This window comes from Deinococcus soli (ex Cha et al. 2016), from assembly GCF_001007995.1.
Taxonomy (GTDB): domain Bacteria; phylum Deinococcota; class Deinococci; order Deinococcales; family Deinococcaceae; genus Deinococcus; species Deinococcus soli.
This window is the reverse complement of sequence record NZ_CP011389.1, coordinates 3,208,105-3,223,090: the sequence shown is the minus strand read 5'-3', so window position 1 is coordinate 3,223,090 and position 14,986 is coordinate 3,208,105. Positions and strand designations below refer to the sequence as shown.

16 protein-coding genes are annotated in these 14,986 nt (G+C 70.7%); 14 read left to right on the top strand and 2 right to left on the bottom strand.

Annotation, left to right across the window (positions count from 1 at the left end):
* Window positions 1–122: 122 nt before the first annotated feature.
* The 3 genes from bshA to SY84_RS15575 all read left to right on the top strand — a co-directional run bounded on the left by bshA (window position 123) and on the right by SY84_RS15575 (window position 3,729).
* Window positions 123–1,247: an N-acetyl-alpha-D-glucosaminyl L-malate synthase BshA gene (gene bshA / locus SY84_RS15585; protein ID WP_046844773.1), complete on the top strand. Its 1,125-nt coding sequence runs from the start codon at window positions 123–125 to the stop codon at window positions 1,245–1,247.
* 200 nt (window positions 1,248–1,447) lie between these two features.
* Complete coding sequence (locus SY84_RS15580; protein ID WP_046844772.1) at window positions 1,448–3,271, top strand: alpha-amylase family glycosyl hydrolase; 1,824 nt, start codon at window positions 1,448–1,450, stop codon at window positions 3,269–3,271.
* A 71-nt stretch (window positions 3,272–3,342) separates the two neighbouring features.
* Window positions 3,343–3,729 (top strand): NADH-quinone oxidoreductase subunit 15, encoded by a 387-nt coding sequence (locus tag SY84_RS15575; protein WP_046844771.1) that lies wholly within the window; start codon window positions 3,343–3,345, stop codon window positions 3,727–3,729.
* A gap of 67 nt (window positions 3,730–3,796) precedes the next feature.
* Here the strand turns inward: SY84_RS15575 and SY84_RS15570 are convergent, their stop codons facing one another.
* A complete protein-coding gene (locus tag SY84_RS15570) occupies window positions 3,797–4,636 on the bottom strand; it encodes a hypothetical protein (protein ID WP_046844770.1) in 840 nt (279 codons plus the stop codon).
* Window positions 4,637–4,681: 45 nt separating this feature from the next.
* On the bottom strand, window positions 4,682–5,227 hold the full coding sequence (locus SY84_RS15565) for a gamma carbonic anhydrase family protein (RefSeq protein WP_046844769.1): 546 nt from the start codon (window positions 5,225–5,227) through the stop codon (window positions 4,682–4,684).
* Between the two features lie 265 nt (window positions 5,228–5,492).
* Between SY84_RS15565 and SY84_RS15560 the strand changes: the two genes are divergently transcribed.
* The 11 genes from SY84_RS15560 to aceA all read left to right on the top strand — a co-directional run bounded on the left by SY84_RS15560 (window position 5,493) and on the right by aceA (window position 14,869).
* Window positions 5,493–5,744 (top strand): cold-shock protein, encoded by a 252-nt coding sequence (locus SY84_RS15560; RefSeq protein ID WP_046844768.1) that lies wholly within the window; start codon window positions 5,493–5,495, stop codon window positions 5,742–5,744.
* A 162-nt stretch (window positions 5,745–5,906) separates the two neighbouring features.
* A complete protein-coding gene (locus SY84_RS15555; RefSeq protein WP_052751208.1) occupies window positions 5,907–7,118 on the top strand; it encodes a YjgN family protein in 1,212 nt (403 codons plus the stop codon).
* Window positions 7,118–8,188 carry a M48 family metallopeptidase gene (locus SY84_RS15550; RefSeq protein WP_046844767.1) on the top strand — a complete coding sequence of 357 codons (1,071 nt, stop codon included), beginning with the start codon at window positions 7,118–7,120 and terminating at the stop codon, window positions 8,186–8,188. The genes SY84_RS15555 and SY84_RS15550 overlap by 1 nt, the downstream gene beginning before the upstream one ends.
* Window positions 8,189–8,509: 321 nt before the next feature.
* Window positions 8,510–9,595, top strand: a complete 1,086-nt coding sequence (locus SY84_RS15545; RefSeq protein WP_046844766.1) for a PhoH family protein — start codon at window positions 8,510–8,512, stop codon at window positions 9,593–9,595.
* 69 nt (window positions 9,596–9,664) lie between these two features.
* Window positions 9,665–10,132, top strand: a complete 468-nt coding sequence (ybeY, locus tag SY84_RS15540; protein WP_046844765.1) for an rRNA maturation RNase YbeY — start codon at window positions 9,665–9,667, stop codon at window positions 10,130–10,132.
* A gap of 9 nt (window positions 10,133–10,141) precedes the next feature.
* Window positions 10,142–10,525, top strand: a complete 384-nt coding sequence (locus SY84_RS15535; protein ID WP_046844764.1) for a diacylglycerol kinase — start codon at window positions 10,142–10,144, stop codon at window positions 10,523–10,525.
* Window positions 10,526–10,571: 46 nt separating this feature from the next.
* Window positions 10,572–11,153 (top strand): GNAT family N-acetyltransferase, encoded by a 582-nt coding sequence (locus SY84_RS15530; protein WP_245621360.1) that lies wholly within the window; start codon window positions 10,572–10,574, stop codon window positions 11,151–11,153.
* Between the two features lies 1 nt (window position 11,154).
* Entirely contained in the window at window positions 11,155–11,757 is a 603-nt protein-coding gene (locus SY84_RS15525; RefSeq protein ID WP_046844763.1) for a hypothetical protein, read from the top strand.
* A 68-nt stretch (window positions 11,758–11,825) separates the two neighbouring features.
* Window positions 11,826–12,488 (top strand): hypothetical protein, encoded by a 663-nt coding sequence (locus tag SY84_RS15520; protein ID WP_245621359.1) that lies wholly within the window; start codon window positions 11,826–11,828, stop codon window positions 12,486–12,488.
* 198 nt (window positions 12,489–12,686) lie between these two features.
* Window positions 12,687–13,298, top strand: a complete 612-nt coding sequence (locus tag SY84_RS15515; RefSeq protein WP_046844761.1) for an HAD family hydrolase — start codon at window positions 12,687–12,689, stop codon at window positions 13,296–13,298.
* Between the two features lie 254 nt (window positions 13,299–13,552).
* Window positions 13,553–14,869 (top strand): isocitrate lyase, encoded by a 1,317-nt coding sequence (aceA, locus tag SY84_RS15510; protein ID WP_046845323.1) that lies wholly within the window; start codon window positions 13,553–13,555, stop codon window positions 14,867–14,869.
* Window positions 14,870–14,986 lie beyond the last annotated feature (117 nt).

Below are 14,986 nucleotides of genomic sequence, written 5' to 3'. Positions count from 1 at the left end.
CGCCTGACCGGAGGGCCGGATGGAGTGGGCGGGAACCATTGCGCTGACACGCGCCCCTTATAGTTGGCACTCATGATTTCGTCAGCTTGCGCGTTACGCCGGAAGGTCAAAGGGAAGCGTCCGTGAAGGTCGCGGTGTTGTGTCATGCCAGTGCGGGCGGCTCCGGGGTGGTCGCGACCGAACTGGGGTTACAGGTGGCCCGCGCCGGGCACGAAGTGCATTTCGTGGGGGCGGCGCAGCCGTTTCGTCTGACCGGGCAGCGCTGCATGAGCGGACCGTACTTTCATCAGGTGGGTGGGTACGCGTACGCGCTGTTCGACCAGCCGTACCCGGAACTGGCGGCGGCGAACACCCTGACGGAGGTGATCCAGGAGTACGGGGTGGAACTCTCGCACGCCCATTACGCCATTCCGCACGCCACGGCCGCCATCCATGCCAGGGCGATCACGGGCCGCTCGCGGGTGATCACGACGCTGCACGGCACGGACGTGACCCTGGTCGGCCTGGAGCCCGCCTTCCGCTCCACGACCCGGCATGCCATCGAGCGCAGCGATCACGTGACGGCGGTGTCGCACTACCTCGCGGCGCACACGCTGGAGGTGTTCGGGGTGGAACGCGAGATCGAGGTGATTCACAATTTCGTGGACAGTGACCGCTTCGTGCGTGTGACCGACCCGGCCGTGCGGGCCCGCTTCGCGCATCCGGACGAGGCGCTGCTGGTGCACGTGAGCAACTTCCGGCCCGTGAAGCGCGCGTGTGACGTGGTGGAGGTCTTCGCGCGGGTGGCGTCCGAGATCCCGGCGCGGCTGCTGATGATCGGGGACGGCCCGGAGCGGGCCAAGGCGATGGATCTGGCCCAATCGCTGGGCGTGATCGGCCGCACGCACTTCCTGGGGTCGTTCCCGGACGTGGAGACCGTGCTGGGCATCAGCGACCTGTTCCTGCTGCCCAGCGGTCAGGAGAGCTTCGGGCTGGCGGCGCTGGAAGCCATGAGCTGCGAGGTGCCGGTCGTGGCCTCACGCGCCGGGGGCATCCCGGAGGTCGTGCAGGACGGCGTGAACGGTTTCCTGGCAGATGTGGGGGACGTGGACACCATGGCGGACCGGGCGTTGCAGGTGCTGCGCAACCGTGACGTGTACCTCCGCATGGGGCAGGCCGGGCGGCAGGCGGCGGCCGGGCCGTTCCACCCGTCGGTGATCGTGCCGCAGTACCTCGCGGCCTACGAACGCACGCTGAGCGCGCGCTGAGCCGCCAGTCCCGCAGGCGTCCTGTCTGGGCGGCCCGGCGCATGCCCACTTGACCGGGGCGGGGCGTCTGTCCCAGACTGTCACCTAAAGTTCACAGGCAACGCTTGCCCCCACGCGGGCACGACCTCTTTCCGCAGATCCTGCGGGCAGAGGTCGTGCCCGCCTGTCCTGCTGTCTCATTCTCGCCGGAGGCCCTTTCCATGAGTATCTTTACCCTGCTGTCCACCCAACACGACCACACGCCCGCGTACACCGATCGTCTGGGCGCGCCGATGGGCGCCTCGGTGCGGGTGCGCGTCCGCACGACGCTGCCCGTAACCGGCGTGAGCCTGAAGTTCGTCCGGGTCGGCGAGATCGAGTCCGTGCCCGCCCGCGAGATCACGCCACTCGGCGACGAGCCGGGCCGCTGGTTCGAGGCGGACCTGCCCGTCCACGAGGGCCGCGTGCGCTACTCGTGGCAGCTGGACTTCCTGAACGACCACCTGAACCTGACCGGGCTGGGCCTGCACCGCACCCGCCGGGGCTTCCGCTCGTGGTTCACGTACCTGACCGGGCACACGGCGCCCGAGTGGGCCTGGGAGAGCGTGTTCTACCAGATCTTCCCGGACCGCTTCCGCAACGGGGACCCCACCAACGACGTGCAGACCGGCGAGTACGTGTACGGCGAGCGGGTCGTGGAGCAGGTCGAGTGGACCACCCCGATCGACTCGTGGGGGGACATTCACGGGCATTACGGCGGGGACCTGAACGGCATCACGCAGGCGCTGCCGTACCTGCAGGATCTGGGCATCACGGGGCTGTGGCTCACGCCGATCTTCGTGTCGCCCAGCAACCACCGCTACGACATCACCGACTACCGTCACGTGGACCCGCACCTGGGCGGGGACGAGGCGTGGGATGAACTGGCGCGCAGCGCCGGTGAGGCGGGTATCCGCATCGTGCTCGACGGCGTGTTCAACCACGTCGGGAACGAGAACGCGCTGTTCCGCGCGGCCATGGACGACGAACTGTCCCCCGAGCGGGCGATGTTCACGTGGCGGGACGAACCGGGCAAACTGCCGTACCACGCGTTCTTCGACGTGCCCACCCTGCCGAAGATCGACTACCGCAACGAGACGGCCGTGCAGGAGTTCTTCAGCGGCGAGGAGAGCGTCGTGCGGCACTGGCTGCGCCGGGGCGCGGCAGGCTGGCGCCTGGACGTGGCGCACATGATCGGCACGGGCGGCACCGACGAGGACAACCTCCCGCTGCACCGCACCCTGAAGCGCGCCGCGCGCGAGGAACGGGAGGACGCGTACGTGTTCGGCGAGCGCTTCTACGACCCGGAGCACGCCCTGGACGGTCAGGGTGAGGACGGCAGCATGAACTACCACGGGTTCGGCCTGCCCGTCATGCAGTGGCTGGCCCGCGCGAACATGATGTTCGAACCCAGCCTCCTGAGCGGCGAGGAACTCGTGGAGATCCTGTGGGACGCGTACCACGCGCTGCCGCCGCAGGTGGCGCTGAGCATGTTCAACGTGCTCGAATCGCACGACATCGCCCGGGCGCTGTACCGCGTCGGCAACGACCGCACGCAGTTCCTGGCGGGCGTGACCCTGCTGATGGGCTACGCCGGGGTGCCCTGCACGTACTACGGCAGCGAGGTCGGCGTCACGCAGTCCCGTGACGGCGCGATGCCCTGGTGCCGCGAGGCGATGCCCTGGGACGAGTCGCAGTGGGACACGGACCTGCGCGGCCGCATGAAGGCCCTGATCGGCGTGCGCCGCGCCACGCGCGCCCTGCAACGCGGCGGGCTGCGCTTCGTGCACGCCGAGGAGGACGCCGTGGCGTTCCTGCGCGAGTACACCCAGGAGGGCGGGCTGGTCGAGCGGGCCGCCGTGATCGCCAGCCGCCGCGCCGAACGCCATGAGGTGAGCCTCTCCCTGCCGGACGGCGAGTGGCGTGACGCGGTGACCGGCGAGGTGTTCCAGGGCGGGCACGTGACGCTGGACGCGGCCGGTGGCCGGATCCTGCTGCTGAACTGACGTGGCTGGCGGGGCGGGGCGTGGACGGCCGGTTCCACGCCCCGCCCCGCTGTGGGGTATGCTCGTGTCACATGTCACATGCACACGACTCGGCGTTGTACGCGCAGTGGGTGGAGTTGCTCGGCTGGCTGGAGGCCGAGGCGGCCGCCCGCAGCCTGGGCTTCGAGAAGGTCGCGGATTTCCCGGACTACATCTACCGCATGGAGCGGCCCTACGACCTGCCCACCACAGTCATGAGCGTCAGCCTGAGCGACCAGGGGCAGCCGCTGCTGGTCGCCGCGGTCAGCCCCCGCCACGTGGACCTCAAGGGCGTGTCGCTGCGCCTGATGGGGGGCAGCAAACACTGGCACCTGCACGCCGGGGAACAGGCCCTGCTGGAAGGCAAACGTCCCTTTACGCGCGAACGGCTTGCGGCGCTGCTGGACGGCGCGGTGCGGGGCGTCCGCCAGAGCGCCTGACCGCAGGCACCGGAACGGGCGCGGGCCTCCCCAGGATCAGTCAGGGGAGGCCCGCGCCTGTTGCGGTTCAGTGCTCGCGGATCAGGCCGCCCGTCAGGAAGTCCTGCACCATCGGTTCGAGGTCATGCAGGGCCACGTCGGTCCGCATGGCGTACTCGGCGGGCGACAGGTCCTCGCCCAGCGCGCGCATGAACGCGAGGCCCGGCTGGCCGTGCTTGGCGCGGAACGTCTGATGCATGTCCGTGATGGCGTTCAGGGCGTCCTTGCCGCGCAGCGTCAACGCGTAGTGGTGGTGCGCCCAGCCCGCCAGGCTGCGCGGCAGGATCAGCGTCTGCGGGCGCAGCGGCGCCGGAAAGGCCCCCTCGTACGGGAGGGTGGCGGGCATGGTGGCCGTGATCTCCCCCTTCACGTAGAAGATCGCCCCGCCGGGCCGGGCATGCAGGCCCGTGAAGTCCTCGGTCAGGTTGAACTTCCATGCGCGCGACCCGATGCCGCTCAGGACGTGCGCCAGTTGCGCCGGAAGCGGATGGGCGCTGAGCTGCGCGCCCTGCTCGTACAGACTCAGGAGTTCACCGAGGGCCTGCTCGCCCGTGGCACTCGCAGCGGCCGCGGTGACGGTGCGGCCCTCGAACAGCAGCACGAACGCCTGCTGGTCTCCCAGCGTGGCGTGCAGGTACCCGTACCAGCCCTGCTCGTGCAGGAACTTCAGGAAGCCGTGCAGGTCGCAGAAGTGGTGACTCAGGCCGGTGTGGCTGGGGTCGGACTGCGGCAGGAACCGCGCCAGGAACGGCGCGGCGTTCGGAAACATGGGGCGCAGTTCCTGCACCATGTCCGCCAGTTCCGCCTCCTCGGGCGCGGCGGGGGGCGGGCTGCTCGGGTCAAGGGGCTTACCGCTGGGTTCAGTCACGTGTCTCTCCGGACCTGCACTGGGTGGTTCCGCGCCGGGTCCCGCTCAGGACGCGCATTCGTTCCCGGGATGCAGGACCGGCCCGGGAGTCAGTTCCTGCAGGCCAGCCTGGAACCGCCGGGCGTTCTGCACATACCGCTGCGCGTTCCCGCTGCTGGGGGCCGTGCGGACCACGCGGGCGGGCACGCCGACGGCCAGCATGCCGTCCGGCACGTGTGCGCCCTCGGGCAGGACCGCCCCGGCACCCAGGACCGCTCCGGCGCCCAGGCTGCTGCCGCTGAGCATCACGGCGCCCATGCCGACCAGACTGCCGGGCCCGCAGGTGGCGCCGTGCACGACCGCGCGGTGCCCGACGGTCACGTGATCTTCGAGCACGCAGGGCCAGCCGGCGTCGGTGTGCAGGACCGCGCCGTCCTGCACGTTGCAGCCGGGACCCACCGTGATGGGTTCCAGGTCGCCGCGCAGGACCGCGCCGAACCACAGGCTGGCGCCCGCGCCCACGCGAACCTGACCGATCACGTCGGCGCTGGGGGCGATGAAGGCGGTGGGGTGGATGTCCGGGTGGTGCCCGTCCAGGGCGTAGAGCGGCATGCGGCCTCCGGGGCGTCACGGTCGGCCGGGCCGCCGCGTGGGACGGGACGGGGGCGCGCCGTGGTCAGGTGAAGTGCCGCCAGGGTAGCACGGCGCGCCCGGCCCGGGCAGCCCGGTCGGGGGGGGCGTGTGTCCTCATGTGCGCCACATGACCCGTGGGGGCGTGCGATACTTCCAGCTGTCTCACCGTCACGCCGCCGCAACACAGGGTTCAGGTCCAGAGGACTGCACCTGGCTGGACGCGCGCTGGGATGCAAGGAGAGTTATGGCGCAAGGTCGTGTGAAGTGGTTCAACGTGGAAAAAGGCTACGGCTTCATCGAGCATCCGGGGAACCCCGACGTGTTCGTGCACTACAGCGCCATCCAGAGCGGCGGGTTCCGCAAGCTGAACGAGGGTGACGAGGTCGAGTTCGAGGTCGAGGCCGGCCAGGGCAGCAAGGGCCCGCAGGCCAAGAACGTCAACGTGACGAACGCCGCGCCCGCCCCCGTGGCGGCCCGTGGCGGCAGCCGCTGGTAAGGCGCGCCGATCCACGCTGTGGGGGGGGCCGCGCGCCCTCCCCGCTTCGTCTGTCGCGGGCAGACCTGCACCGACTCAGGCGCAGGATCCGAGACGCGTCGGTGCCGGGACGCCGGGGCACATGCCGCAGCCCCGCCAGGGGCCGACCCGTACGATGGGCGCATGAGTGACGCCATCCTGCCCGGCCCGCACCTGACCGAACCGGACCCCCTCCACCCTGCTGGGCACGGTCTGGGTCGGCACGCCGCGCAGCCCGCCGGGGAGGACGCACCGTCGCCACCCGACGTGAGCGGCGTGACGCCGCACGTGACCCGGCACGACCTGAGCTTCACCGGGTCCGCCGGGGAATACTTCCGGCTGTGGATCGTGAACGTGGCCCTGACCCTGGTGACGCTGGGCGTGTACCTGCCGTGGGCGCGGGTGCGGACCCGGCAGTATTTCTACGGGCATACGTGGCTGGACGGGCAGAACTTCGAGTACCGCGCGAACCCGGCGGCGCTGCTGCGCGGGTACCTGCTGGTGGGCGCCCTGTTCGGGCTGTACAGCTACGCGTCTCAGCGGGAGCTGTACTGGCTGGCGCTGCCGCTGATTGTGCTGTACGTGGCGCTGTACCCGTGGCTGGTGTGGCGGTCGCTGCGGTTCCAGGCGGCGAACACCGTGCACCGCGGCCTGAACTTCTCGTTCCACGGTACGGCCGGGGACTCGTACGTGGCGTACGGCGCGGCGAACGTGGCGGCCAGTGTCGCGGGGATCTTCGCGCTGCCGTGGGCGTGGTTCATGCAGCGGCAGTATCAGGTGAAGGGACTGGGATACGGGCAGGCGCGCGGGCACTTCCGGGGGGACGTCGCGCCGTTCTACATCATCGGGCTGACGTCCCTGGGCCTGAGTCTCGCCGGGGGGATCGTCGCGCTGCTGCTGGGTGGGCTGGTGGCGGGCGCGTGGTCGGCCCTGAGCGGCGACCTGCGGTCCGGGGCGGACCTGGAAGACCTGTTCGGCAGCACGACGTTCTGGATCTTCGCGGGCGTGGCGTACGTGTCGTTCCTGCTGCTGTACACGGTCGCGTGGCAGTACGTGCGCGGCGCGACCATGCGGTACGTGCTGAACAATGCCGAGCTGGGCGGCGTGGTCCGCACCGGCGCGACGTTCAGCCCGTGGGGACTGGTGTGGCTGAGCGTCACGAACAGCCTCGCGCAGGCGGTGACGCTGGGCCTCGCGACGCCGTGGGCAGCGGTCCGCCGGGCGCGGTTCATCCTGGGGGGCGTGCACGTGCGCACCATCACGGACCTCGATCACTTCCGGGGGCAGGCGCAGCAGCCCGGCTCGGCGCTGGGTGAGGCCGCGTCGGAACTGCTGGACATCCAGGTGGGGTTCTGATGACCCGTCCCGAGCCGGTCCCGGTGACCCTGAGCGGCGTGTACTTCGACGGGCACAGCAGCCGCGACCGGACGGCGAGCCTCACGCTGGGCCATCCGGTCCTGCTGACACTGGACGGCGCCACGCATACCTTCGGGCCGCACGAACTGACGCTGGACCCGCCCATTCCCGGCGTGCGGCGCGTCATCCGCCTGCCCGGCGGGGCGCGGTTCGAGACGTCGGACTTCGCGCCGCTGCTGTCGTGGGAACGCGCCGGTGGCCGCAACCGGGCGCTGCGGGGTGTGGCGTGGCTGGAGGGGCGCTGGGGCAGCGCACTGGGGGCGGTGGCGCTAGCGTTCACGCTGCTGGGCGCGTTCATCGTGTGGGGCATCCCGGCCCTGGCGGCGCAGGCGGCGCGGGTCACGCCGCGGGGCGTGCTGGCGTCCTTCGACGAGCAGACGCTGCGGGTGCTGGAGGAACGGGACCTCATCGGCCCGAGCGGCCTGACCGCCGAGCGGCAGGCTCAGTTGCAACGCGAGTTCCGGCAGGTGCAGGCCTGGGCGGGCGGCGGGTACCCGTACCGTCTGCTGCTGCGCGACGGGGAACCCGCCGGGGACCTGGGGGTGGGGGCGAACGCGTTCGCGCTGCCGAACGGCACGATCGTCATGACGGACCAGCTGGTCGCGCTGGCCCGCTCGGACCGGGAACTGCTGGGCGTCCTGGCGCACGAGACGGGGCACGTCACCCGGCGGCACGGGCTGGCGACGGTGTACCAGGGGCTGGGGCTGGGGCTGGTCGGGACGCTCCTGACGGGTGATCTGGTCAGTTCGACGTCGTTCGCGGCGGCCGTCCCGGCGGCGATCCTGCGCGGCGGGTACTCCCGCGCCGCCGAGACCGAAGCGGACCGCGAGTCGGCGGACTTCATGCTGAGCCGCTACGGCACGACCCGGCCCCTGCAGGACATCCTGACGCGCCTGGACGCGCAGGAGGGGGACCGGAGCGGGGACCGGGGGTCGTGGCTGGACCTGTTGCGGTCGCATCCGGTCACGCGGGAGCGGGTGGCGGCCCTGAAAGCCCTGGACCGCCGCTGATTGAGCACGCCACCCGGGCACCCTGTGTCCGCAGACGCCCCAGCGGACAGCAGGGCTCAGTCCTACCGGGAGGCCAGCGGCACGCCCCAAAGCTCCAGGTCCAACTGCTGTCTGCTGTATCGCCCCGTGAACACCGCTGTGAGCAAGCTAAGGGAAATGGGGGATGCGCCCGCCGCGCCGTGGGGCGCACAATGTGCCAGGGAGCACCCCGGACCCCACGCGCGTGCGCGAAACTGCGGGCCTTCCGCCTGACCTTTCCGTCCCTCATTCCTCCGCCCCACCTGTCGGGGTGAGGACCGCGCCCCGCGCACTGGAGTTGATTTGACACAGCCTCAACAGGACAGCGGCACCCTGCCTCTCACCGGCGCGTTCAGCGCGACCGTGACCCTGGAAAACCAGCGCGAGGCGTACGCGCTGCTCGGGGCAGGAGACGCGAACCTGCGCCGCATGCGCGAACTCACGAAGGCGAAACTCGTGGCGCGCGGCGAGACCATCACCATCACCGGCGATGAGGAGCAGGTCCGCTCGGCCGAACGCATGGTGCGTGACGCCCTGGACGTCGTTCGGGGCGGCGGGGAACTCACCCCGGACAGTCTGCTGCGCTCGGCGCGCCTCAGTGGAGAGGGCCGCAGCCTCGCCGCAGAGACGCAGGTGACCGGCCTGAGCCTCCCGCGCGGCCTGAAGCCCAAGACGCCCGGCCAGAAACTGTACCTGGACAGCATCGACAAGAGCGACATCACCTTCGGGATCGGCCCGGCCGGGACCGGCAAGACGTACATGGCGGTCGCCATGGCCGTGCAGGCCCTGAAGGCCAAGAAGGTCAAGCGCATCATCCTGACCCGCCCGGCCGTGGAGGCCGGGGAGCGCCTGGGCTTCCTGCCGGGCGACCTGCAGGCGAAGATCGACCCGTACCTGCGCCCGCTGTACGACGCGCTGCAGGACATGCTGGACCAGGAGAAGTTCGAGTCGTACCTGACGAGCGGCGTGATCGAGATCGCCCCGCTGGCGTTCATGCGCGGCCGGACGCTGAACGACGCGTTCATCATTCTGGACGAGGCGCAGAACACCACGGGCGAGCAGATGAAGATGTTCCTGACCCGCATGGGCTTCTCCAGCAAGGTCGTCGTGACCGGGGACGTGACGCAGATCGACCTGCCGCGCCACGTCACGAGCGGTCTGGCGGTCGCCAAGCGCGTGCTGGGCAGCATCGACGGCATCGCGTGGCACGAGTTCACGGACGCGGACGTGGTCCGCCATCCGCTGGTGGGCCGCATCATCAAGGCCTATGAAACCGCCGAGAACGCCGAGCAGGACAAGCGCGCCGCGCGCCGCGGCGAGTTCGCTAGTATCCCCGAGGGCGAAGGGGACGGCGCTGGGGCAGGTGAGCAGGAGAAAGTCGATCGTTGATGGAGAGGCCCGGCACCTGTGCGCCGGGCCTTTTCCATCGACCATCACCCATCATCTATCCTCTACGGAGTGATTGATCTGATTGTCCGCAAGACGCCCCCCGCCGGTCTGCGTCCCGCGCTGCGCGGGAGCCTGGAGGCGGTGATGGCGCATTTCGGTGTGGAGGAGCGCGAGGTGACGGTCGTGCTCGTCGGGGACCGCACCATCCGCGCCCTGAAGCGCGAGCACTGGGGCGAGGACGCCGTGACGGACGTCCTGAGTTTCCCCACCTGGGAACCCGGCGATCCGTTCATCCCGCCTCACCTGGGGGACATCGTGATCAGCCTGGACACGGCCGCGCGGCAGGCCGAGGCGCGCGGGCACAGCCTGACGCGCGAGGTGGCGCTCCTGGCCAGCCACGGCCTGACGCACCTGGTGGGGCATGACCACCCGCACGCGGAGGGTCTGGGGTTCGAGGAAGGCGCGACCGGGCCCGAGTGGGCGGTGTTCCACGGCGCGTGGGACGCGGCCCGCGCGGCCCTGCCCGACGGGGCCTGAGCGAACGCCGTGCCCAGCGACGGTTCGGCCTGGAACGCGCGGCGCTGGTGGCGCTCGGCGGGGTTCGCGTGGGCGGGGGTCCGGCACGCGTACCGCACGCAGGCGAACTTCCGCATCGAGTGCTGGGTCGCCGCGCTGGCGCTGGGGGCGGCGCTGGCCCTGCGCGCCCCGCTGGCGCCCGTCGCGCTGGCCTGCGCGCTGGTGCTGAGCCTGGAACTCGTGAACACCGCGCTGGAGGCGACCGTGGACCTCGTGAGTCCGGACCGGCATCCGCTGGCGAAGGTGGCGAAGGACGCCGCTGCCGCCGCCGTACTGATCGCGTCGGCGGGGGCGCTGCTCGTCGCGGCGGGCACGCTGCTGCCCGCGCTGCTGCGGGCGCTGAAGTTCAGCTGAAGGCCCGCATGCGGTCCGGGGCGCGCCGCTGTGGCAGGATGCGCGCGTGGTGCCGCCCGCCGATCCGTCCGCCCCTGACCTCTCCCCCGCTGCCGTGAGCCTGCGGGGGCGCCGCCCGCGTGACCTGCCGGTCCTGACCCGCTGGCTGACCGACCCGGACGCCGCGTGGCGCGCGTGGGACGCGCCGTACCTGCCCGAGTGGGACACCACCGCGAACCTGCAGCGGTACGCGCAGGCGCTGGCGTCCAGCCCGCCGAACCCGAACGAGCGGGTGATCGACGTGGGCGGCGTGGTGGTCGGCATGGTGAACCGCGCCGAGGAGGACCCGGCGGATGGGGGCTGGTGGGACCTGGGCATCCTGATCTACGACCCGGCGCACTGGGGGCGTGGGCTGGGATCGCGGGCGCTGGCGCTGTGGGTGCAGGCGACGCTGGACGAGACGGACGCGCACGTGCTGACGTTCAGCACCTGGGGCGGGAACGACCGGATGATCCGCGCGGCCCTGCGGCTGGGATTCCGGGAGGCGGGTCGGGTCCGAGAGGCAAGAGTGGTGCGTGGGGAGCGGCTCGACGCGGTGCGGCTGGACCTGCTGCGGCGCGAGTGGCCGGGCCTGGACGGGCGGGCCTGACGTGGCGCGCGAGCGGGAGGTGCCGCTGAACCCGCCAGGGTTCCTGGCGACGCAGGACCTCAAGGAGCGCGGCTGGACGCCCACGCTGATCCGCCGGTTCCTGGGCGAGCACGACCGGACCCGCCCGAACGGCCTGCGGATGGGCCGCCGCCGCCTGCCCCCGGTGAAGCTGTACGAGGAGGCGCGCGTGCTGGACATCGAGAGGGACGACACGTTCCTGGCGGCGCAGGCCCGCGCGGCGGACGCGCGCGAGCGGGCCGAGCAGACCCGCGCGGCGCGCGCCCTGGCCCGCCAGGAGTTGCTGGAACGCGCGGCAGCCGAGTACGTGCCGGTCGTTCACCCCGGCCCGCTGCGCAAGGGAGCGGTGCGTATGGCCCGCGAGCCGTACCAGGGGGCACTGGACGCCCGGCTGGACGCCCTGCGCCGCGAGATCCCCAAGCTGACGGCCAGGGAGGAGGAGACGCTGGCGGGGCTGCTGCACGCGCAGCTGGACCGCGCGCTGCACGCCGCCTACCCCTGGTACCCTTCGCCGGACGTGCAGGCGGCGCCGTCCCGGCCGGGCGCGGCGAAGGCCAGCGACTGGCGCGACTGGGAGTGGGACTGATGGACACGGCAGGACTCACCCGGCGACCTGTGCTGAAAATGTAAGTCTGGCACGTTATTCTGACGGGCGTGCCGCGCCGCCTGAATCTCGCTGCCCTGACGGACGATGAACTGCAGCGTCTGGTCGGGCCGGACCGCGCCGTGACCCTGCTGCCGGATCTGAGCCTGGCGCGCCTGGAGGGCCGCGCGGTGCCCGGCCCGACCGTCACCGAGACGCTGACGCCGCAGCTGCTGGAGGACCGCGCGTGGGGCGCCACGCCCGAGCAGGCCCGCGCGATCGGCGCGCTGCATCAGGACCTGCTGGGGATCGCTGCGGTGACGCGGGGGACACTGTACCTGCCGGGTATCTCGGAGGTGCGGCACGTGCGGGCATATGTACTGGAACCCGACGTGAGCGCCGCGCTGCGCTGGAGCGAGACGCCGGACGACCCGGCGCACGGCTGGCCGTTCGTGCAGCTGATCAGCTGGCTGCGGGACCGGGCCAGCGGGTTCGCGTGCGTGCTGACCAGCAGCGCCCGCACGCCGTACGCCCCTGCGCTGAGTGAGGAGATCGACGTGCACCTGCACCCGGACTGCCCGCCCCCGGATCTGCTGAGCGCGCACCGCGCGCATGTGCTGCGGCATGGGCGGGCGCAGAAGGTGCAGCCCGACGTGGACTGGGTGCGGCCCTGGCAGGCGATGCACGCGCTGAACCTGACCGCGTGGGACCGGCGGGGGCTGCTGACCGAGTAGCGCGCGGTCCGATAGGGATTCCGTCTGCTTCGTTCACAACCCGGGAAGGCACCGGGTTGCCTCCTCCACGCCCGGAAGCCGCTTTCCTCCCACTCGCGTCCGCTCGGATTCAACGGGCTCGGCACACCACTCAAGCGGAGTCCGTTTGACTGCACAGCGCCCTGAAGAGCACCGGATGGGTGCGGCACAATCGGGCGGATGACGAGCGAGCAGAAGCGGCACGTGGCCTTCGACTGGGGCGGCGTGTTCACGGTGGGAACCTTCGACGGGCGCAGCACGCAGAACGTGGCGGACCGCAGCGGCGTGCCGGTGGAGCGCGTGCGGGACTCGTATTTCCGGCACGTGCGGCAGCTGGAGGTCGGCGCGTGGACGTTGGCGCAGTTCTGGACGGTGATGCAGGAGGAGGCCGGGATTCCCATGCCGTACGGTGATTTCGAGGAACTGTACCTGGGGAGCATCGCGGACAACGCGCCCATGTACGCCACGCTGGCGGCGCTGCCCGCCGGGGTGCGGGTGGGCCTGCTGAGCAACAACTACCCGGTGGTCAGTGACCACCTGCGCCGCGACCCGCGCTTCGCGCGGTTCCATAACCCGGTGTTCAGCAACGAGCTGGGGCACAAGAAGCCCTCGCCGGAGTCGTTCGCGGCGCTGCAGGCGGCCATGGGTGTCCCGGCGGCGCAGGTGGCGTTCGTGGACGACGTGCAGGAGAACATCGACGCGGCGAACGCCGCCGGGTTCCACGGCATCCTGTACCACCACGATCATCACGCGGCGTTCGAGGCGACGCTGGCGGAGTGGCTGAACGGCTGAGCCTGTTCACGTGACGGGGCGTCCGGTCTGCACCGGGCGCCCCGTCCACTTGCTGGAGACCGGGTGGTGTACCTGAAGTGGTGGTGTACTTCCACCTGTCATGGGTACACCATCACTTTCGGGGCGGGCGGCCCGGCACAATGCCCTCACCGCAAGGCACCGCCCACACCGGGCACATCCCACAGAACTCCCAGACCTTCCACGCCCAGACCGGGCGCGGCGGATCGCCCCTCACGCCCCACGGAGGCCCCACCATGACCACCAACCCCCGCACGCCCGCCGAGATCCTCGAAAAGACCTGGCAGACCGAGGAGCGCTGGCAGGGCATCAAACGCAACTACAGCGCCGACGAGGTCGTCAAGCTGCGCGGCAGCCTCCCCATCGAGCACACCCTCGCCAAGCACGGCTCGCAGAAACTGTGGCGCCAGATGAAGGAACTGCCCTTCGTGAACGCCCTGGGCGCCCTGACCGGCAACCAGGCCATGCAGCAGGTCAAGGCCGGCCTGAAGGCCATCTACCTGAGCGGCTGGCAGGTCGCTGGGGACGCCAACAACGCCGGGCAGATGTACCCCGACCAGAGCCTCTACCCCGCCTCCAGCGTGCCCGACGTCGTCAAGCGCATCAACAACACCCTGCGGCGTGCTGACCAGATCCAGCACAGCGAAGGCCGAGGCGACATCGACTACTTCGTGCCCATTGTCGCCGACGCGGAAGCGGGCTTCGGCGGCCCCCTGAACGCCTTCGAACTGATGAAGGCCATGATCGAGGCGGGCGCCGCTGGGGTCCACTTTGAGGACCAGCTGGCCAGCGAGAAGAAATGCGGTCACCTGGGCGGTAAGGTGCTCGTGCCGACCAGCCAGTTCATCCGCACCCTGAACGCTGCGCGCCTCGCCGCCGACGTCAGCGGCGTGCCCACCGTCCTGATCGCCCGCACCGACGCCGACGCCGCAAACCTCCTGACGAGCGACATCGACGACAACGACAAGCCCTTCTGCACCGGCGAACGCACCCCCGAAGGCTTCTACTACGTCAAGCCCGGCATCGAGCAGGCGATCAGCCGCGCCCTGGCCTACGCCCCCTACGCCGACGTCATCTGGTGCGAGACCTCCGTGCCCAACCTGGAGGACGCCCGCAAGTTCGCCGAAGCCGTCCACGCGCAGTTCCCGGGCAAGCTCCTGGCGTACAACTGCTCCCCCAGCTTCAACTGGAAGAAGAACCTCGACGACGAGACCATCGCCAAGTTCCAGGTTGAACTGGGCAAGATGGGCTACAAGTTCCAGTTCATCACCCTGGCCGGGTTCCATAGCCTGAACATGAGCATGTTCGACCTTGCCTACGGCTACGCCCGCAACCAGATGAGCGCCTTCGTGGAACTTCAGGAACGCGAATTCGCCGCACAGGACCGCGGCTTCACCGCCGTCAAGCACCAGCGGGAAGTCGGCACCGGGTACTTCGACCTCGTCGCCCAGGCCGCCGGGGGCGGGCAGAGCAGCACCACCGCCCTGGCGGGCAGCACCGAGGCCGAGCAGTTCGGGCACAGCCACAAGGAACTCGCCGCCGCGCACGATTGACCCTCCACTCCAGTCCTCAGGAGGACTGTGCCATGACCGCCGACACCGGGAGAGCCCAGACAGGGTTCTCCCGGTCGGCGTTCACCCCTTACACGGACTCCGATTGAATGGCTGATA